The organism is Flavobacterium sp. LM4, from assembly GCF_002017935.1.
Classification (GTDB): domain Bacteria; phylum Bacteroidota; class Bacteroidia; order Flavobacteriales; family Flavobacteriaceae; genus Flavobacterium; species Flavobacterium chungangense.
Genome location: NZ_MUFW01000002.1, coordinates 574,044 through 594,549 on the forward strand (window position 1 = coordinate 574,044; position 20,506 = coordinate 594,549).

The following is a 20,506-nucleotide window of genomic DNA, read 5'->3' on the forward strand; positions in this document are numbered from 1 at the left end:
ATCTATTAATTATGCAACTAAAATTTATTTTTCTGTAAATACTTCAGTTATTCTTTAGAATAAATTTGTAGAAAAGAAATTAATTTAAACTTAAAACAGTAAAAAAAATAAGTTTAAAAAATTCCTTTTTCATAAAATAACTATTCTAAAACACAATATCATGGAAAAGCAAAACAACAACGAATATGGTCAAACAGATCCGGATTTTATTGATCAAAACACACTTGTTGACGGTAATGATATTCAAAATGAAAATCATTCTCAACAGGATCTGAACAAAGAAAGCAAAACTGAATTTGGAGAAAGCGATCCTGATTTTATAGATCAAAATACACTTGTTGATAATGATAACTATGCAAGAGATGAAGATCCGTATCAATATCAGGAAGAATTTATTGAAGATTTTAAACATCCTGAAAACGATTTTGAAATCAACAAAAATAGCAATTCAGAAAATATTCAGAATGAGGAAAAAACCACAAATAAAAATGATGTTAATACCAATCATGAAAAGAAAAGTGATTTTTAAGGATGAAAAATAACTGAATTTGGTAGTACTAACAAAAAAGAGGCATACGATAAATAGTATGTCTCTTTTTGTATAAACTTTATTTGGTCTTATTTACAGTTCAAGTAATCTAGGATTCGTTTTATAAGTATCCCATAAAAGCTCCCCAAACAAAGTATTTGTCCATGCAAACCAGGATCTTGTGAAATTTTTAGCATCGTCCTTATGGAAAGATTCATGCATAAATCCGGTATCTCCGTGTGATGCTTTTAACATTCTGATGCAATCCTTAATTTCGCTTGGATCAGAAGTTGTGTAAGCCCTCATTACAAGAGACATTGGCCAGATCATATCCATCCCAACATGTGGTCCTCCAATTCCTTCGGCTACTTTTCCTTTAAAGAAAAACGGATTGTCTTCTGAAAGGACAAACTTTCGGGTATTTTGATAAATTGGGTCTTTAACACCAATTGCGTCCAAATAAGGCAAACTCAACAAACTCGGAACATTGGAATCGTCCATCAATAAATGACCTCCAAAACCATCCACTTCGAATGCATAAATTTCTCCGTATTTAGGATGTTTAACCACTGCATGTTCCTTAATAGCCTTATCAACTTCATTTGCTAAATTCCTTAATTCTTTTGCTGTGGCTGTATCTTTTGTAATCACTTCCAACATTTCTGCAGCCTGATTCATACTGGCTACAATAAAAAAGTTAGATGGAATAAGAAATGAAAAGACAGTTGCATCGTCACTTGGTCTGAAAGCAGAACAAACAAGGCCAACTGGTTTTACTGGATATCCATACCCTTTTAATGGCCTTGTATCAGTAGCAAACTGTGTTGTTCTTTGAAATGTGTAAGGGTTTTTGCCGTCTTTTTGCTGCTGATCCCTGAAAACTTTAAGTGTCGTTATGATAGCTTTGACCCAATTTTCATCAAATGGGGCAATGTCTCCGGTATTTTTCCAATAATTATAAGCCAGTCTTATTGGATAGCAAAGCGAATCAATTTCGTATTTTCTTTCATGAACACCCGGTTTCATATCAGTATGGTCTGTGGTCCACTCCCCTTTTTTATTTGGGTCATTATAAAATGCATTTGCATACGGATCTTTCAGAATGTATTCTGTCTGTCTGTTTATAACACCTGCAATAAGATTTTTTAATTTTGAATCCTTTCCGGCAAAAGCCATGTAAGGCCAAACCTGCGCAGAACTGTCTCTTAACCACATCGCATCGATATCTCCTGTAATAACATATGTGTCAGGCCTTCCGTTTTTCTGGGTGTGAGTCACCGTTGTATCAAGAGTGTTAGGAAAACAGTTATTAAATAGCCATCCTAATTCTTTATCCTTTACATTCTTTTGAAACTCTACTATTGTTTTTTCAATAAATTCACTTTCGAAATTTCTTTTGCCTTTTGCAACTCTTACAATCGGAAAATCTTTGACTGCCTTAGTACTGGCAATTATTTCCATAGGATCAACAAGTGCTAAACTGCTAAATAAAACAGTGTTCTGGATAAATTTTCTTCTTTGCATTTCTTTATATTTTAAAATTGTAAAAAAAGAACTTCCTGTTATTCATTTGATAGTGAATACGGAAAATCTTCTTTATTTATTCCTCTTTTATTATTTGGCGTTGCCGACATATCAAAGTCAAGTGTTCCTCCTTTCATTAGTTCGGAATGGCTCAGCCAGTTTTTTGAATAAGCTTTTCCATTCAATTTCATTCCTTTAATGTATCGATTCTCATTACTATTTGAACCTGCATTTATGGTTATGGTTTTGCCATTTTCAAGTTGTATTGTGACTTTTTTAAATAATGGAGCCCCTATAACATATTGATCAGAAGCCGGAGTAACAGGATAAAATCCTAAGGAAGAGAAAACATACCAGGCCGAAGTCTGTCCGTTATCTTCATCACCACAATAGCCATCGGGTGTTGCATGGTACATTCTGTTCATGGTTTCTCTTACCCAATATTGTGCTTTCCAGGGCTCTCCTGCATAATTATAAAGATAAATCATGTGCTGAATGGGCTGATTTCCATGTGCATACTGTCCCATGTTAGCAATCTGCATTTCTCTCATTTCGTGAATTACACCATCTTTAAAATCTTTTGTAGCAAAAACGGGAGGTAAAGAAAAAACTTTATCCAATTGCGAAACGAATACTTCTTTTCCGCCCATCAAATCAACCAAACCTTGTACATCATGAAAAACTGACCATGAATAATGCCAGCTGTTTCCTTCTGTAAATCCGTTAAACCATTGAAAAGGATCAAAAGGTTCCATAAATTTTCCATCTTTATTTTTAGGATGCATCAGGTTGTATTTCGGTTCAAAAAGGTTCTTGTAATTTAAACTCCTTTTTTTGTATAAATCAATTTCTGTCTGCGGTTTATTCAGGGCTTTTGCCAATTGATAAATCGCAAAATCATCATAGGCATACTCTAATGTTCTGGCCGCACTTTCGTTGATTTCATCATGAGGAACATATCCTAAAGAGTTATAAGAATCAATTCCGGCGCGTCCCACGGCTTTCAGCGGACCCGCATTATTAGCGCCATGGATTACAGCTTTGTAAAGATTTTCAATATCGTATTTTTTTACTTTATCGCTTTTTAAATACGCTTCAGATACAATGGATGCAGAATTATTTCCGACCATAATATCTCGTAATCCCGGACTCGACCATTCTGGCAGCCAGCCACTTTCGTTGAAGGCATTTGAAAGACCTTCCTGCATCTGCGTATTCAGTTCCGGATACATGAAGTTTAAAAAAGGATATAAAGCCCTGAAAGTGTCCCAAAAACCGGTATCGACAAACATATAGCCCGGCAAAACTTTTCCGTTATACGGGCTATAATGTACTACTTTGTTGTTTTGATCAAATTCATAAAACTTTCTCGGAAAAAGAAGCGATCTGTACAGAGAAGAATAAAAAGTCCCTATTTGATCCGGTGTTCCGCCATCTACTTTTATTCTTCCTAATTCTTTGTTCCAGACTGCTTTTCCTCTTTCTTTAAGCTGATCAAAATTAGTATTGCCTATTTCTTTTAAGTTAAGCTCGGCCTGATCATAACTTATAAAAGATGAAGCCACCTGAGCGTTTACTTTTTCACCAGTTTTTGTTTTAAAACCAATTACCGCTCCGGCATGATCTGCTTTCATTTCTAAAGCATTCCCTAAAACGTCTCCGTTAAAAGTTGCATTTACCTCAAAATCTTTATCAAAAATAATCACGAAATAATTTTTGAAATTTTCCGGAACTCCACCGCTGTTTTTGGTCGTGTAACCGATAATTTTTCTTTCTGACGGAATAATTTTTACGTAAGATCCTTTATCAAATGCATCAATAACAACGTAAGCCTTATCTGTTTCCGGAAATGTAAATCTAAATCTCGCAGCTCTTTCAGTTGGCGTGATTTCTGTCGTAACATTATGATTTGCCAGATAAACGCTGTAATAATACGGCGTAACGGTTTCAGCCTTATGAGAAAACCAGCTTTGTCTGTCTTCTTCCTTAAATTTCAGTTCACCTGTAACAGGCATAATCGAAAACTGACCGTAATCATTCATCCAAGGTGAAGGCTGGTGCGTCTGTTTAAAACCTTTAATCCGGCTTGACTTATATGTATAAGCCCAACCATCGCCCATATTAGCGGTTTGCGGAGTCCAGAAATTCATTCCCCACGGCATTGCAATTGCAGGATAGGTATTCCCGTTTGAAATTCCGTAATCAGAATCGGTTCCTATTAAAGGATTTACCCAGTCAATAGGCTGTTGTGGTGTAATTACTTGTGTATTTTGTGCATTAGCAGAAACAAAAGCAAAAATCACGAATGCAAAAGTGTATTTAATTTTTATCAAAGCTTAGTTATTTAAATGTAGATCATAACAAACATACTAAAACGTTTTAGTTAAAACAAAAAATTTTACTAAATATGAATTTATGTTAATTTTATAAGATATCATTAGACAATAAAAGCGATGGATTAGATGTTGTGAAATAATGTACAAAAAAATCTGCCTACAAATTATTATTGACAATCAAATTCCTTAGTTAAAAATAAAGAAAAGTTCTTTAATCAGTTATTTTAGTTAATGAAGATTCTCTAATAATAAGTTCTGCATTAATCATGACTTTGTGAACTGTTTCTGTTACATCTTTTTTCTTCAAAAGAGGCAACATAATTTCCATTAATTTAGCACTTATGTCATTAAGAGGTTGAGAGACTGACGTGATAGTAGGGCTGTAAATTTTATACATATCATTATCATCAAAAGAAATAATTCCAAGATCATTTGTTAAAGATGGTTTATTTTCCTTAAAAATTTCCAGTCCCTTTTGTGTCAAATAGTTAGTTGCAAAAAATACAGCATCTAAATTGATCTCCTTATCAAAAAAATCCCTGATTCGTTCTTTTCCTTTTACTGTATAAACCTCATTATAAGGAATCTCAAGAGTAATTGATTTTAAACCATTTTTATTTATTGCTTTTATATATCCCGTGAGACGATCCTGCATCTGAGACTGGTCTGGAGCAATCGTAATAAAACCAATATTTTTAAATTGATTATCTATCAGATGCTGTGTCGCATCAAAAGAAGCTTTTTCGTTATTTACAACAACACTACTGCAATCTAATCCTTCAAAAAACCTGTCTAATAATATGACCGGAATATTGTCTTTAATTAAATTTTCAATAGTATCTTTTAAGCCTGGTGAAGGTACAACAACAAACCCGTCAACTTGGCGAAAATTAAATAAGCTGATAAGCTCTTTGGATTTCTCATCATCATTTTCATTACTGCAAAATATAACTTTATACCCTTTATCGTAAGCAATGTCTTCAAAAATACGAGCTAATTTAGAGAAGAAATTATTTGAAATATCTTCCACCATAAAAACCAAAATTTTTGATTTACCTGTCCGTAAACTTTGGGCAATTTGATTTGGCCTGTAATTTATTAATTTTGCATAGTCTAAAACCTTTTTAGTAAGTTCTTTAGAAATATGTTTTTCTTTTGCTTTACCATTTAACACAAAAGATACCGTTGTAACAGATATTTTAAGTTCATCTGCAATATTTCTAATAGAAACAGGTTTTTTTTTCATTTAAAAATCCTCATTTAATTTTAAACACAAATTTGATTCAAATATAGTAAAGTTAAAGCCTATTGCTAAAATCTGATTTGGTGGAATTTAAACATTTATAAAAAATCGTATTGACTTACTTGTCGTACTCCTTTAATAAACAAATTGTTTTAACGTCTAAAATCATGCTGCAGGCGAATAATGTCTTCTTCGTTAGAAGTATTATTTGATCAGTATGCTGCCAAATTTCAGTGTTACACAAATTAAGAAAGGGCATCAGATTTTTATTTCTGATACCCTTTATTTAAAAGTAAAAATGATTAGCTTACACTTAATGAAAACATTTACTCAATGTAAATCAAACTGTTATCAACTTTTAAATAACAGCTATAAGAATTACAATGCAGCTCAAAACATCTTAAGCAATACAGCTATGAATAATGTAAAGTATTTAGATTAGATCAAAACGATCCAGATTCATTACTTTATTCCATGCGAAAACAAAATCACTTATAAATTTTTCCTGTGCATCACTACTTGCATAAACTTCCGCAATAGCTCTTAATTCTGAATTGGATCCGAAAACAAGATCTGCACGTGTTCCAATCCATTTCGGTTGTCCCGTGTTACGATCATTTCCTGTATAAAGTTCTTTATCATCTGATAATGCTTTCCATTGTGTGCTCATATCAAGCAAATTGATAAAAAAGTCATTGGTAAGATGACCCGGACGATGTGTAAAAACACCATTTTTTGTACCGTCAGAATTTATATCAAGTACACGAAGTCCTCCTAAAAGCACTGTTAATTCTGGTGCCGTAAGTGTCAGTAAATTTGCTTTATCGATAAGAAGTTCTTCTGTAGAAACTGATGATTTTGTTTTTCGGAAATTACGAAATCCATCTGATTTAGGTTCCAGATAACCAAAAGATTCAACATCAGTTTGCTCCAAACTTGCATCCATTCGACCTGGTGTAAATGGAACTTTTACTAAATATCCGGCTTCTTTTGCAGCTTTCTCTACACCAGCACTACCTGCTAAAACTATTAAATCGGCAAGTGATACCTTTTTACCATTTTGTTGCGTAGCATCAAATTCTCTTTGAATGCTTTCAAGTTTATCTAAAACCTGTTTAAGCTGTACGGGATTATTTACATCCCAGTCTTTTTGCGGAGCTAATCTTATACGTGCACCGTTAGCCCCTCCGCGTTTATCTGACCCTCTAAAAGTTGACGCTGAAGCCCATGCGGTTCCTACTAATTGTGAAATGCTTAAATCTGAATTCAATATTTTTTCTTTCAACTGTGTAATATCGTTCTCATCAATTAATGCGTGATTAACCTCTGGAATAGGATCTTGCCATAACAATTCTTCCTGAGGAACGTCAGATCCCAGATAACGGGAGCGTGGCCCCATGTCACGGTGAGTAAGTTTAAACCATGCACGGGCAAAAGCATCAGCAAAATCATCTGGATTTTCCAGGAATCTGCGTGATATCTTTTCGTAAGCCGGATCCAGCCTTAATGACAAATCAGTAGTAAGCATGGTTGGCAAATGCTTTTTTGAACTGTCAAAAGCATCAGGAATAATAGGTTCAGCATTTTTGGCTACCCATTGGTGTGCACCGGCAGGGCTTTTAGAAAGTTCCCATTCGAAGCCAAATAAATTTTCAAAAAAATTATTACTCCATTGTGTAGGTGTTTTTGTCCAGGTAACTTCCAATCCGCTTGTAATGGCATCTGCACCTTTACCGGAACCAAAACTATTTTGCCATCCAAATCCTTGCAATTCAATACCTGATGCTTCCGGTTCTTTATCTACGTGATCAGAAGAGGCAGCACCGTGAGTTTTACCAAATGTATGTCCTCCGGCAATTAACGCTACTGTTTCTTCATCATCCATTGCCATTCGGCCAAAAGTATCACGTATATCTTTTGCAGCGAGAATAGGATCCGGATTACCGTCTGGTCCTTCAGGATTTACATAGATCAGTCCCATTTGTACGGCTGCAAGTGGTTTTTCAAGATTTCTGGAATGAACATGCCCATCTGCATTGTCATCAGATGATACTACCCCGTGATCTTTTGGTACACCATCAGAACCATCGTTATAGCGATCATCTCCACCCAGCCACGTTGTCTCAGAACCCCAGTAAACAGATTCATCCGGTTCCCAAACATCGGCTCTTCCTCCGGCAAAACCAAAAGTTTTAAATCCCATAGATTCCAAAGCAATATTACCGGTTAATATCATTAAATCTGCCCAGGAAATTTTCTTTCCGTATTTTTGTTTAATTGGCCATAAAAGTCTTCTGGCTTTATCAAGACTAACGTTATCGGGCCAGCTGTTAAGGGGAGCAAAACGCTGTTGTCCTGCACCTGCTCCGCCACGCCCGTCATGCACACGGTAAGTTCCAGCGCTGTGCCATGCCATTCTGATAAAAAGACCTCCATAGTGCCCAAAGTCTGCAGGCCACCAATCTTGTGAATCTGTCATGAGTTCATGTAAATCTTTTTTTACAGCTTCAAGATCAAGACTTTTAAAAGCCTCAGCATAATCAAAATTATTACCCATTGGGTCTGATACCGGAGAATTCTGTCTCAGGATATTTACTTTTAACTGATTTGGCCACCAGTCGCGGTTCTTTGTCCCTAAAGCGGCTGCTTTGTCCATGCTGCCATTATGAAAAGGGCATTTGCTGATGTCATTTGATTGATTTTCCATAATTTATTTTTTTGATTTTTATTATTTAACCGAAAACGAATTTAAGAACTAAACAAGGAAACTTTATACGTGATTCATATTATATCAACCTACTTTCATAGATAAAATCTATTGATAATATCATGAAAAGTAGATAATGCCTAAGAAATTGGGTATTGAAATTATGAAAAATATATCTAATTATCAATTAATAGACTTCTTTTTATCAGTGCAGGTTAATTCGAATAATAAAACAGATTATTCTTTGCATTTTATTAAACGAATATGAATTTAAAAATTCCGACTATTAAATTAGATAGTCATCTAAAAGACGATCCTATAAGTACCGCTAATGAAAATATTATAATACTCTAACAATATTATATAAAGAAGTTTAAATCGAAAAACTTTTCTTTATAATCTCATAAAATACATCAATAATTGCTCGACAATTAAGCTTACATTATTACTTAAAACAAAAATTTCAATGAGTGATATTGCCCACAGATTTCCTGAAAACCCCTTATTGATGCCTAAAGACCTGCATCCCAGTACTCCTGATTTACAAATTATAAGTCTTTTAAATCCGGGAGTTTTTGCATTTAAGGGAAAAATATGGCTTTTAGTACGAGTTGCCGAATCTATTGCGCAAAAAGAGGGTGTTATATTTTTTCCGGTTATCAATGAAATGGGCAAAGTAGAAATTATTGAGATCCCTCTTAATGATCCGGATCTCGTTGCTACAGATGCCAGAATAATTCAATATAAAGGTCTTGACTACCTGACAACACTTTCGCATTTACGTCTTTTATGCAGTGATGATGGTATTCACTTTTATGATCCTGAGGGTTATAGTTCTTTGTTTGGTTCAGGAATATTGGAACAATTTGGTATAGAGGATGCGCGGGTAAGCAAGCTTGATGATAAATATTATATCACTTACACTGCTGTTTCTTCTAATGGTGTGGGTGTAGGATTGCGCACGACTAAAGATTGGAAAAATTTCGAATCTCTATCAATGATATTTCCTCCCCATAATAAAGATTGTGCCATTTTTGAAGAAAAAATTAATGGCAAATTCTATGCACTGCACCGCCCATCAAGTCCTCAGATTGGAGGCAATTTTATTTGGCTGGCTGAATCTCCTGATGGTATCTATTGGGGAAATCATCAATTTCTTGTCGGAACCAGAAAAGGACTTTGGGATAGTGCCAGAGTTGGCGCTGGTGCAGCACCTATTAAAACGGATAAAGGATGGCTTGAAATATATCACGGAGCAAATTCAGAACACCAATATTGCCTTGGCGCTTTCTTAATGGATTTAGAAAACCCTTCAAAAGTAATTGCCCGAACGCTAGAACCTATAATGATGCCACAGGAAAATTACGAACTGAGTGGTTTTTTTGGATATGTAGTTTTTACGAATGGTCATATTGTAGAAGGAGATAAACTTACAATATATTACGGAGCAGCCGATGAATTTGTCTGCGGAGCCTCTTTCTCCATTACAGAAATCTTATCAAATCTTATTCCTGAATTTTGATAAACATTTTATTGTATTCTTATTTATACTCTTATCCTTAATCTCTATCTAAAGTAAGATGTTCCAGTAGATAAAAAAGTTTAAAACTATTAATAAAGATAACACTACTCGAAATTTCGGAATATAATCGCTGCTTACTTGTGTTTTCCTCTTCCTTCAAAACTCTCTCAAATGCAGAGAGCCATGGAGATCATACTTTGCATCTCTATTAATATACTTCAGTTGCTTTAAATCAAATAAAGGGGAAAAATACCCTTTAAAAATGGATTAATACACTCTTTTTCAATATTTTAAATAAAAGTACTTTTATGTTACTAATAAAATACAAACATTTAAAATGGAGAAAGCCGAAAAGCCAAAAAAGAGTAGGCATCAGAAAAAATCACAATTATGAAAACAAAAACACTATTAATTATTGGTGTTATTGCCTTTGGGTTAATATTATTTTCCCAATGCAAACCCAAAAAAATGTTGGTCTACAATGAAAATGGAAATTACTTTGTCGATAATAATTTCCTGATTAAAGATGCAAAGGAAATGTCCAGAGCAGATATTGACGGACTTATTGCACTTGATAAGGAATATACGAAATTTGGAGGTTCCGGCTTCTTAAATTATATCGTTCAAACGCAAATAATTCAGCACGTTAATCAAATAAAGACTTTGACCAGAGTATCAAAAATCGCAAAATTGAATGTCATCCATAAGGGTTGTTTTGATGTAATTGATATCAATTGGAACAATTATGGAGATATCAAAGCAAGACTGGATAATATATTATCAAAATACGAATATGCTTCATTGGATGGTAATATTGGAATTGCGGGCAATAAAATTGTAACCAAAGCTACCAAACTATCTGAACAAGAGATTAGTACTTTTAACAAATTATCAGTAGTCGGAATTGATGAAAATAATATCTGTAATGATTACATGGGAACCAAAGCGTTTAGCAGATTGCTAATGAGAACTACCAGAACACCTTTTGATAAAAATTTAAATCAACAGGTTATTAATGTTATCAAACAATACCAATAATTATCAAAACAAGGTCAATCGATAAAGTTTGTCCTTGTTTTTATAAAAAAATATTTTCAATCAAATACAATAGAAAATGAAAAGAAAATGGCAGCTTTTTGGTATATTCCTTTTACTCTTTATGGTTTTTACAATTGCATTAAAAGGAACCTTTGACGGTTATTATGGTTTTTATTATGATAAAGAAGAGTATAAAAAACCATTCTTTTATGAACTTTCAAATAAAATTGTAGAATTTGAACCTGTTAGTATGTTTACGACTTACACTGGATTTGATACAGGGTATGGTTTTTTTGCGCCGAATGTTGCAAGCGATTTTGTCTTGCTTTTTGAATTGCAGGACGCTAACGGAAATATTCTGGAAGAACGGATTATGCCGGAATGGAAGAGTAAGGAAAGTATTGTGAGATATACTTCTGTTTTTAATATGTTCATAGACAAAGTGGTTGCTTCTAAAAAGAAAAACGAATCCCAATATCACAAATATTTGGATGTGGTGCTTAAACAAATTGCAAAAAGCGTCCTTAAAGAGAGTTATGGTGCGACAAAATGTACAGCCAAACTTTATCTCTACGATTATCCTTCTTTAGACAGATATAAAAATGGAGAGAAAAAAGACAACCTGATTTTAATTAGTCAAATTAAATAAAAATAACCATGAAAAAAGCCACCATCTTATATAATAAAATTGAGTCTCTATTTTTTGTAAATAAAGGAAATCCCGAATTTCTGGCTTTCTTTAGGATCTCAACTGGGGCATTGGCGCTGTTACATTTTTTATCTATCATAAGCGATTTTGACATGTTTTTTTCCAGTAATAGTCTTGTTCCACAGGATATAATGTCTGTTTTTCATCCGAACTGGCTAATTTCTTTTTCAAAAATTACTCATTTTTTTGAATCTTTTGGAATTGCAGAAAACACTGTGATTTTAGGTGCTAAAATAATGTTTATAACATTGTGCATTAACATCATAATAGGATTTTATTCCCGGGTTAGTGCTTTTATGTTACTGCTATTGCAGGTTGCTTTGCTCAAAGGGAGTTCGTTTTTTATTTACGGAGTCGATTTTTTTACCAGCATGTCTTTATTTTATTTGATTTTATTACCTTCTGATGCATATTGCTCAGTACTACGTTTTATCATAAAAAAGAAAGCTACGGAAGTCAATTTTATGCCTGTAAAAAGAATGTTTCAAATTCATATCAGTATAGCTTATTTCTTTTCAGGATTTGATAAGTTACTGGGATACAACTGGCGCAATGGTGAATCTATCTGGAAAGCCATTAATTTACCATATGCTAACAGGGATTTTAATTTTGATTTTTCCTGGATGGCAGACCACTCTTATATTTTAATTATTATTGGCTGGTCTACTATCATTATTGAAATGCTGTATCCGTTTTTTATCTGGATACCTAAAACGCAAAAAACATGGATGATACTTACCATCAGCATGCATTTGGGAATTGCTTTAGTGCTGAACCTCTATTATTTTTCGGCCATCATGATCATCTGGAACCTGACTAATTTTAATTTTGAAAGAGAAACAGTTACCATCAAATCTCTAAGTTTAGAGCGACGCTTTTATAAAAAATCGAGTCCGGTAGGAATATAGAAAAAATTATTTCTTAGAACCTGTTTAAAATTTATTTTTGAGATTTATTATTGAAATAATGCCAATACTCTAATTAGTAATGAAAATTTAAATTTCTAACATAGAAAAAATATATCGATAAGAAATTAGTAAAGGCTGTCCTATTTTTGGACAGCCTTTTGTATAACAGCTTTAAAACTTAAATCACAAACTTCCCAAAACAATTGTTATTGCCTGAAGTACTTCCCGTCTACTCCAATATTTATCATTAGTTAAATTTTGTGTTTTGTGATGTACACTCTCCATTTTGACTACACGTAAAATACTGTAGCGCTATAAATAGTATAAGATGAAATTATTTAGAATGACAATAAAAACATTATAAAATTAGTCTAAATAAGTATAGATTTGCATTCATGTAAAATCAATTCAGAAATCCAGATTTAATAACCATTTTATTGAAATTCTTTAAAGAATAATGAAGAAAAAAGTAAAGAAAAAAATTGGACAATTACACCTTTGGTTAGGACTTGCTTCCGGCCTTGTTTTATTTGTGGTAGCTTTAACAGGCAGCCTTTTGGTATTTGAAAAAGAAATTGATCAGTATATAAATCCAGAGTTTTATATTGTTCCTAATGTAGGCAAAGAAAAAAAAACAATTGATTATTGTACAGCTGCGATAGAGAAACAATATGGAATTGAAAAAATAAACCGTATTGTAGTTTATAATGATCCAAAACGTACTATGACTATCATAGGAAAAGACACCGATGGAGAAACACAAATTTTCTCAATAGATCCTTATACAGGAAAAGTGCTTGGAACTATCGCACAGGATAACAGATTTTTCTCTGTAATTTTAAACATACACAGACACTTATTGATGCATGATATTGGTGAAATCATTACAGGTTGTAGTTGTTTAATCTTTGTGTTCATGCTGATTTCAGGCCTGATTTTATGGTGGCCTAAAAAAGTTAAAAACCTAAAACAGCGACTTACCGTAAAATGGAAAGCTTCTTTCAAAAGAGTCAACTGGGATTTTCATTCGACTTTTGGATTTTATACTTTCCTGTTTTTATTAATTATTGCACTTACGGGTTTAACATGGTCTTTTAAATGGTTTGAAGATGGAATGTATTTTATAGCAAATGGTACTTCCGAAAGGCCTTCTCTTAAAGTAGAAAACCCAACTAAAATTGATCCACAGTCTGACAAAGTCTCATTTTACCAAAGTATATATCAAAAAACAGATAGTATTTTTCCATATAAAGGTAACATCCAGATAAGGATGCCGGCAGATACCGTTAACAGTATCTTAGTTTCAAAAGAAAACTTAGAATTCAATATACCAAATCAATCCAGTTCGCTTTATTTTGATAAATACACAGGCAAAAACATAGAAATCAGACCTTACGAATCTTTTTCCAAGGGAGATAAATTAAAACGATTGATATATCCCATTCATACAGGAAGCATTTATGGGTATCCAACTAAAATAATCGCTTTTTTGGTTTGTCTTTTTGCCGTAACCTTACCTACTACAGGATTATTGATCTGGCTGGGAAAACGAAAAAAGAAAGCAGCTCACTAAAATATAATCTTAATTTTTTCATTTTTTAAATAACTATAAATTAACGATTTATTAAAAATTACAGTTTTAAATTAAAAAAAATCAGGAATTTATTTGGATAACCGTATTTAGTGCTTATCTTTGCACCCGAAACATCGCGGGATAGAGCAGTAGGCAGCTCGTCGGGCTCATAACCCGAAGGTCACAGGTTCGAGTCCTGTTCCCGCTACTACATGGGACAAAGAAGAAAAAGTCTTCTTTGTCCCTTTTTTATTTGTTGATATTCTACTGTTAATCAAATAGATAACATTCAGAACTTCATTAACTCTTGTGGTTCGAAGCTGGCTTTCTGAAATCGTAAAATTCTCAGGATAAATCGAACCAATTAAATCTCTTGATTGAGACCAATCCCCGCTATCATAGAATTATTCATTGAGCTTCAAGAGGTTTTCTATACCAACTTTTAATATTTCATCAATATCGTGTTCGTCCACATTGATGCCTGATAATTTTAATTCCAGTCTATTAATTATAGCCCCATAATCAGATTTCATATCCCTATAATCTGAAGCATCAATTTGCTGGGTCGCTAATAAATCCCTGGCATGTGAAAGTCTCTTTTCATAATCCTTTAGTTGGGTTATTATTTTTTGCTTTTCTTCAAATATGTCTTTGGTTTGCTCTCTATAACATTCTGACAAAACAGTAATATAAAGATTCTTTATCTCCGGTATAGGAACATACTGTTTTAAGTTCTTTATAAATACCTCGTTAGCAGTATCAGAATTGATCCTGTATTTGCAACCTGCACTACAATGGTAATAAGGATAATATTTGTTACGCCCTTTGGAAATACTTGCCGTTAATATTTTTGCACATTCCGGACAAGTAAAAAATCCTCGCAATGGAAATGGTTTAGTAGTAATTGCTTTTGGCAGATATGTTTTTGATCTTCCATCAAGTACATCTTGCACCTTATAGAATAGCGTTTGCGATATTAGGGGTTCATGCTGTCCTGTTACATAGGTAAGGTCTTCATCTTTATATTTTGGGATTACGATTTTACCACAATAAAGAGGATTACGAATGGCTCTCCAAAAATTATTTTTGCTTGCTTTAAGTCCTTTTTCTTTTGCCATACAAAGTACCTGCTCTGTGTTAAAAATTCCTTTTGAAAGCTCTTCAAAAGCCCATTTTAAGATAGATGCCTCTGGCTGGTCAAACGTAATATATTTTGTCCCGTCTTCTTTAACCTTGTTAACATATCCCGCCGGAGCATATCCCATATATCTTCCCTCTTTCCTTGCTCTTCGCATGCCATGAAAAGTATTGAGTGCCCTTCTATCATTCTCTACCTCAGGAGCTGCAAGATAAAAAGCAAGCATCATTTTATTCTCTGGAATAGTCAAATCAAGTGGCTGTTCAATACCTTGTGGCTCTACACCAAGTTTCCTAAGGATATTAATCATTTGATAAGCATCCCCAGCGTTACGACTGAACCTGTCCCATTTAGTAAATAAGACAAGATCAACTTTGTTTTTATGCTTTTTTAAATTTTGCAAAAGCTTATTCCATTGCGGTCTGTTAAAGGTCTTTGCCGAATGGTCTTCATAAATCACATCTCTTATTTCAATAGAATTGATTTCACAATATTTGCGAAGCACTTCTTCCTGATTCCTTTGGGAATATCCTCTGTCTGCCTGTTCATCGGTACTTACTCGTACATATAAGTCTGCTATCATTTTCATTGTCTTCTTTTTAAATACTTGCTCACTGTAATATTAGCTAATTTACGCAAAAATTCCAAAATATTCTTGGCTTGTTCAAGCGTTACATCCAGTCCATCAGCCTGTAACATTTCCAAGGCCCTCTCTGGAGTGATTCTTCTTTTTTCATTTACCTCTTCATTGACTTCTTTATTTTCCATACAACTTTCTTTAACGTTCACCATCCTTTCTCATTCGCTAGTAAGCTTCACAATGCTAAGGTAATAAAATTGTTTTTATAATTTTATATTTTATAAAAACTTTATCTATATTTGTACTGATTTTAATTATTTATAATAATCTGTAACCCACTGTAGCTTGACATTAAACAAGCATAGTGGCAAAATTTCGTAAAAAAATAGTATGAACAAACCATCTAAAATAAGCTATAAAACCTACTTCAACGAAAAACTGAAACAAGTTCCATTGGGTAAAATCATGACACATCCTTTGTATGTGCAGGTAACTTTTGAAAGAAAGACTCTCTTTTTTAAAAGTAATTTTTTTGAATTGTTTTCCAAACCAAAGTATATTATAGCTGTTGCAGGACTCATAGGAAGTCCTTCTCTTGAAAAGATTATTACCTTAGAAATGGAAGTAATTGAATTTATCGAAAACAAGCATTCCGATAATTTTTCTCTAGAACTATTCAAACAAGAATATGCTTTTTACAGCCAGGATCTCTGTGATATCATGGAAGAGGAATTTCGTAATTATCTTTATACTTTTTTTCAGGACAAAAGTATGTCTGCCCTTGCAGTAGCAATTCGTGAAGGCAGCAGGCACCGTATCACTTATGAGATTATCAGAGACATGAAAAAGGCTTTTACAAAATCTTTTTATGATGAACTTATTGAGAATTCATTGTATTACGGACCTCCCTATTTTGCATTATACGATTTTATGTTACAGACTAAAAAATGGCCTATGCTTTATCTTAGTGTTATGGAATGGGAAACGGGTAATACTAAAACAGAGTTCATTGAATATGTAAAAAAACACTATCCAAAACATAATGCAGGTGAAATAAAAAATGATGTAGAAAAATGGGTCGGATATATAAAAAATAAAACTATTTAAAAAAATTACTTTTTAAATTATACTGCACAATAGATGTTAAAACTATTTTTTCATCCTTTACTTGCTCTTTTTTATTTTCATTACAAATTAACCTTCTATATAACAGCTTCTTGTGAAAAATATCAAATAAAAAACGTTCACTACATTTTCAACAATAGCAAAACCCAGATTAGGTTCAATTATCTCCTAATAAATAATATTTCATTACTTATAATTTTATAAAAAAAGCTCTCCATTTCTGAGAGCTTTAAATAGATTAAAATAATTATCTATAATGAAGTAGGTTTTATCCTTGCAATCTTGCCGTTTTCCATGACTACCAGATCGCTGTTTTTTTTCTTTTTAAACTCAATTAAATTTTCATAAACTTTTTCCATTGCGTCTATAATCTTCTTCTGAGTCGCTGTTGTTTTGTGACTTTCCATGTTTCTCTGTTTTTGAGTTTGTCGAACTTAATTTCATTTTTAATTTCAATATCGTAGCCTAATATTTTCTGCGCAATTAATTCAGCTTTTACACCTGTGTTATCAAAAATCAATGCCTCATCAACTATTGGCAAATATATCATAATAGTCCGCATCAACTCCGATGATAAGCCCAAAAGCGTAATCTTCATATCTTGAAAAGTCTATATCCTGTCTTCTTCTTTTTGAATAGTTGGGTATAAAGCCTGCTGAAATATCCACCACTCTAAATCTCTCAAAATAATAAGTGTTAAGGTAGTGTTTATCTTCAAATCTATTTAAGAAATCCGAAATGAGTTCTACTGCAAATAAATATGCCCTTAATTGTCTGCCTTCCAAATTTGATTTTTCGGCAATTCGTAAAGCCCATTCTGGAGCTTCAATTTTTTCAGGAATCAAGTCCCATGCTACTTCTGGTATCATATTTTTTTATTGTTAGGTGTCACTTAGCCTTGCAGTTAACACTTTGGGAATTTGCGTTTGGGCAGATTTCGGAGTACAAAGCTTCAATTTATACTAAAAGTTTGACAGAAGTACAAAGTTCCAAGTTTGCATGTCAGCCCGCCTGACGCAAAACCTGTGTTCGCGGTCCGTCCTTTTATTACAATACGTCTTTAGCTTTAAAATTTAATGCGGTCAAGGCTTCTTCATTTTAGAAAATTTATTTATCTATTTCATGTTTGGGAATTTATTTCTATACTTCTTGGAAATCACAAGCATCAACAATTATATATTTTCCAGCGTTAGAACTGTATGCTTCAATATTAATCACTTCTTTGGTAGGAATGATTTCTTCAATGGATTCTTCACTCATTGTCCAGTCTGCATCAAAAATTTTACCGTAATACTTTGTTATTTCTTTATCGTAAATGATAATTCCTGCTTCTCGATTCTTCACAACTGCTGAATCTGACCAATTTTGTGAACTTATAAGCACCGCTTCATCATCAACTATCAAGAGTTTATTGTGGCAATGAACAAAATGTTTATTTGAAAGCAATAGCACCTCAAATCCCATTCCCCTTAATACATCAACTTCTTTTTGTGTTTTTTCCGCATCTTTTGCTCCACCTCTTGGATTTGGGGGGGCGACAATAATTTGGACAGAAAAGTTCTCATCCCCATTCTCTTTTGCTTCATTAATAGCTTGCAATAACTTGCTTATTTCCACCTGACCAACACGGATATACTGCTGTTCAATTTTGATTGATTTTTTTGCAGTTCTGATGAAGTTAGGAATTTCACTCATATAGTTGTCGGGTGACAATATTGGTTGAACCTGCACTCTATGAGTATGATTAAACTCTTCACTTGGGAAAAGAATAGAAGGTCTTTTTGCTGGAGCTTCAATCAAAAATTCAGACGTTGAAAGGAGAGATTGAATTTTTTCTTCTCCCGCAGCCGACCTTTCAAGTTGCATGTCAGCACGTAGTATTTGAGTAAAGAACTTAGCTAAAGGCTTTGATTCAATAGCAACCCCCATATCACGATTCCCATTTTTAAAACTTCCTTCTATTATTTCCCCATTTCCTTTATTGTATGGAATACTATTATCGGAATAGTTCCCACTTTGTATTAAAGTCCATTGATTGTCAATTACAATCACTTTTTCATGAGAACTTGAGAAATAATGTATGTTTTCACTAGCACATGAAGGGGCTGGAATACATTCTACTCCATATTTTTGGAGTTTTTTATACACTTCTAGCTCTTTAGAGCTATCAATGTCAAGCATCAAAGAAACCGTTACACCTCTGTCAATAGCATCCTTAATACAAGCAACCATGTGTTCAGCAGAAAAATCGTATATCCCAATTAAAATAGACTCTTCTGCCTGTTCAAAGAATTTTTGAGTTGCATAATATGTAGAATCAGGGCTGGCATAGGTTACGAATCTTCCGCTAATTTTGAAACTTGGAACCTGAATTTTTGTATATTGTTCTAACCGACAATTTCTGCCAACCATTTCATCGAAGCTCTCAAAAGCAGAAACCACGTCTGATGAAAAACCATTTACAGGGTAAATTTTTCGTGGAATTCTATCTATTACCCTTTTTAACGTGGAAGATGCTACGCAATAATTCCCTTTACTTTCTTTTCCTGCGAAGTGTAATGCAACAGCCTTACCTGTTTCAAGTGATAGAACTAAAGAACCACTATTTCCACCTAATGTAGTAGCATCGTGTAAAGCAATTCCTTCGTTTTGATAAACATTGGTTATTTTACCAGGAGCTAATCTTTTAACATCGTAAACACCTTCATATATTCGTTGCATGTCCTGAATGGAACTTGTTCTACTGTCATATGCGGGATAGCCTATTACTGCTATATCCTCTCTTATTTGAGGATTTCCGCCAAGTATGTTGATTGGTATATGCCCTGAAAGACTATCGGATTTAATTTTGAAAATGGCAATATCATGTTCTTGAGAAGAAGCTAAATATAAGCACTCAAGAATTGAAAATTCTGAAGAGTTTTGATTGTTGAATTCACATAAAAAGTCAATTCTTGAATCTACAATATTGTTACCAAATCTTTTAAACTTATATCCTGTTCCTATTTTGGCTACAAATTCGCTTGCAACGTGTCTATTTGTTATAAGTAAATTCTCGTCAAAAAGCCAAGCGGTTCCCAACCAATCATAACCCGGAAGATTTTCTGTTTCCACTCGTCCTACGGATTTTATTTTCTCTGTCAAACGTAGATTGGCAGTTGCATTGTTTATCAATTGTTGGAATTTTTCAATGTCATTTCCTGTCAATAAAGGAGTATTATTTTCAATAAAGAAAACAGGTCTTCCGAACTTTAGAATTATAGCTTCTGTATTGACATCGTTAAGATCAAGAGGCTCTGATTGGTTCAAAAACAATTCTGCCTTATCAACTATAGATGTCATTTCAATATTATCATCTAAGTTAGGGGCAATTTTTTTTAGCTCTTGTATTGAAGACTTCTCAATACTTTTAAGAATACCTTCCTTTGTAGTTTTGGTCAATCTCAATGATTCTGCTTGAAACCGATTAACAGCTTGTCTTTTCATTTTATTATGATTTATGTTTTTTGTCCTACACTACTTTGAGTAACATTCTGTCATGTTAGCATGACTGCCAACTTATTTATATCCACTA

Annotated in this window: 16 protein-coding genes and 1 tRNA gene; 8 read left to right on the forward strand and 9 right to left on the reverse strand. The window is 33.4% G+C overall.

The genetic code is table 11. From position 1 onward, the window contains the following. The first annotated feature begins 160 nt into the window (after positions 1-160). Positions 161-529: a hypothetical protein gene (locus BXU10_RS16310; protein ID WP_078228491.1), complete on the forward strand. Its 369-nt coding sequence runs from the start codon at positions 161-163 to the stop codon at positions 527-529. A 93-nt stretch (positions 530-622) separates the two neighbouring features. Here the strand turns inward: BXU10_RS16310 and BXU10_RS16315 are convergent, their stop codons facing one another. From BXU10_RS16315 to katG, 4 genes are all read right to left on the reverse strand, one after another. Further along, a complete protein-coding gene (locus BXU10_RS16315; RefSeq protein WP_078228493.1) occupies positions 623-2,053 on the reverse strand; it encodes a glycoside hydrolase family 125 protein in 1,431 nt (476 codons plus the stop codon). Positions 2,054-2,091: 38 nt separating this feature from the next. After that, complete coding sequence (locus BXU10_RS16320; RefSeq protein ID WP_369803417.1) at positions 2,092-4,383, reverse strand: GH92 family glycosyl hydrolase; 2,292 nt, start codon at positions 4,381-4,383, stop codon at positions 2,092-2,094. Between the two features lie 217 nt (positions 4,384-4,600). After that, the gene (locus BXU10_RS16325; RefSeq protein ID WP_078228495.1) at positions 4,601-5,635 is read right to left on the reverse strand and encodes a LacI family DNA-binding transcriptional regulator; all 1,035 of its coding nucleotides are present in this window, start codon (positions 5,633-5,635) and stop codon (positions 4,601-4,603) included. A gap of 430 nt (positions 5,636-6,065) precedes the next feature. Continuing rightward, positions 6,066-8,339, reverse strand: coding sequence for a catalase/peroxidase HPI (gene katG, locus BXU10_RS16335; RefSeq protein ID WP_078228499.1), 2,274 nt, complete (start codon positions 8,337-8,339; stop codon positions 6,066-6,068). Between the two features lie 466 nt (positions 8,340-8,805). Between katG and BXU10_RS16340 the strand changes: the two genes are divergently transcribed. The 6 genes from BXU10_RS16340 to BXU10_RS16365 all read left to right on the forward strand — a co-directional run bounded on the left by BXU10_RS16340 (position 8,806) and on the right by BXU10_RS16365 (position 14,297). Further along, positions 8,806-9,861, forward strand: a complete 1,056-nt coding sequence (locus tag BXU10_RS16340) for a glycoside hydrolase family 130 protein (protein ID WP_078228501.1) — start codon at positions 8,806-8,808, stop codon at positions 9,859-9,861. Between the two features lie 390 nt (positions 9,862-10,251). Beyond that, positions 10,252-10,899, forward strand: a complete 648-nt coding sequence (locus BXU10_RS16345; RefSeq protein ID WP_123922033.1) for a hypothetical protein — start codon at positions 10,252-10,254, stop codon at positions 10,897-10,899. A 76-nt stretch (positions 10,900-10,975) separates the two neighbouring features. Beyond that, positions 10,976-11,548 carry a hypothetical protein gene (locus tag BXU10_RS16350; protein WP_078228505.1) on the forward strand — a complete coding sequence of 191 codons (573 nt, stop codon included), beginning with the start codon at positions 10,976-10,978 and terminating at the stop codon, positions 11,546-11,548. An 8-nt stretch (positions 11,549-11,556) separates the two neighbouring features. Further along, positions 11,557-12,516, forward strand: a complete 960-nt coding sequence (locus BXU10_RS16355) for an HTTM domain-containing protein (RefSeq protein WP_078228507.1) — start codon at positions 11,557-11,559, stop codon at positions 12,514-12,516. A 457-nt stretch (positions 12,517-12,973) separates the two neighbouring features. Continuing rightward, positions 12,974-14,089: a PepSY domain-containing protein gene (locus BXU10_RS16360; protein WP_078228509.1), complete on the forward strand. Its 1,116-nt coding sequence runs from the start codon at positions 12,974-12,976 to the stop codon at positions 14,087-14,089. Between the two features lie 135 nt (positions 14,090-14,224). After that, positions 14,225-14,297 (forward strand) — tRNA-Met (locus BXU10_RS16365). Positions 14,298-14,493: 196 nt separating this feature from the next. On the opposite strand, the gene BXU10_RS16370 is transcribed toward BXU10_RS16365, so the two are convergent. Both BXU10_RS16370 and BXU10_RS16375 read right to left on the reverse strand, forming a co-directional pair. After that, positions 14,494-15,816 carry a recombinase family protein gene (locus tag BXU10_RS16370; protein WP_123922034.1) on the reverse strand — a complete coding sequence of 441 codons (1,323 nt, stop codon included), beginning with the start codon at positions 15,814-15,816 and terminating at the stop codon, positions 14,494-14,496. Then, positions 15,813-15,995, reverse strand: coding sequence for a hypothetical protein (locus BXU10_RS16375; RefSeq protein ID WP_123922035.1), 183 nt, complete (start codon positions 15,993-15,995; stop codon positions 15,813-15,815). The genes BXU10_RS16370 and BXU10_RS16375 overlap by 4 nt, the downstream gene beginning before the upstream one ends. Before the next feature lie 202 nt (positions 15,996-16,197). Here BXU10_RS16375 and BXU10_RS16380 point away from each other — a divergent pair, with 202 nt between their 5' ends. Next, positions 16,198-16,914: a hypothetical protein gene (locus BXU10_RS16380; RefSeq protein ID WP_078228513.1), complete on the forward strand. Its 717-nt coding sequence runs from the start codon at positions 16,198-16,200 to the stop codon at positions 16,912-16,914. Between the two features lie 269 nt (positions 16,915-17,183). Here BXU10_RS16380 and BXU10_RS25045 read toward each other — a convergent pair whose 3' ends face one another. The 3 genes from BXU10_RS25045 to BXU10_RS16395 all read right to left on the reverse strand — a co-directional run bounded on the left by BXU10_RS25045 (position 17,184) and on the right by BXU10_RS16395 (position 20,418). Further along, the gene (locus tag BXU10_RS25045) at positions 17,184-17,339 is read right to left on the reverse strand and encodes a hypothetical protein (protein WP_189328105.1); all 156 of its coding nucleotides are present in this window, start codon (positions 17,337-17,339) and stop codon (positions 17,184-17,186) included. Positions 17,340-17,459: 120 nt separating this feature from the next. After that, positions 17,460-17,801, reverse strand: coding sequence for a hypothetical protein (locus BXU10_RS16390; protein ID WP_078228515.1), 342 nt, complete (start codon positions 17,799-17,801; stop codon positions 17,460-17,462). 271 nt (positions 17,802-18,072) lie between these two features. Further along, a complete protein-coding gene (locus tag BXU10_RS16395) occupies positions 18,073-20,418 on the reverse strand; it encodes a phospholipase D-like domain-containing protein (protein WP_078228517.1) in 2,346 nt (781 codons plus the stop codon). Positions 20,419-20,506 lie beyond the last annotated feature (88 nt).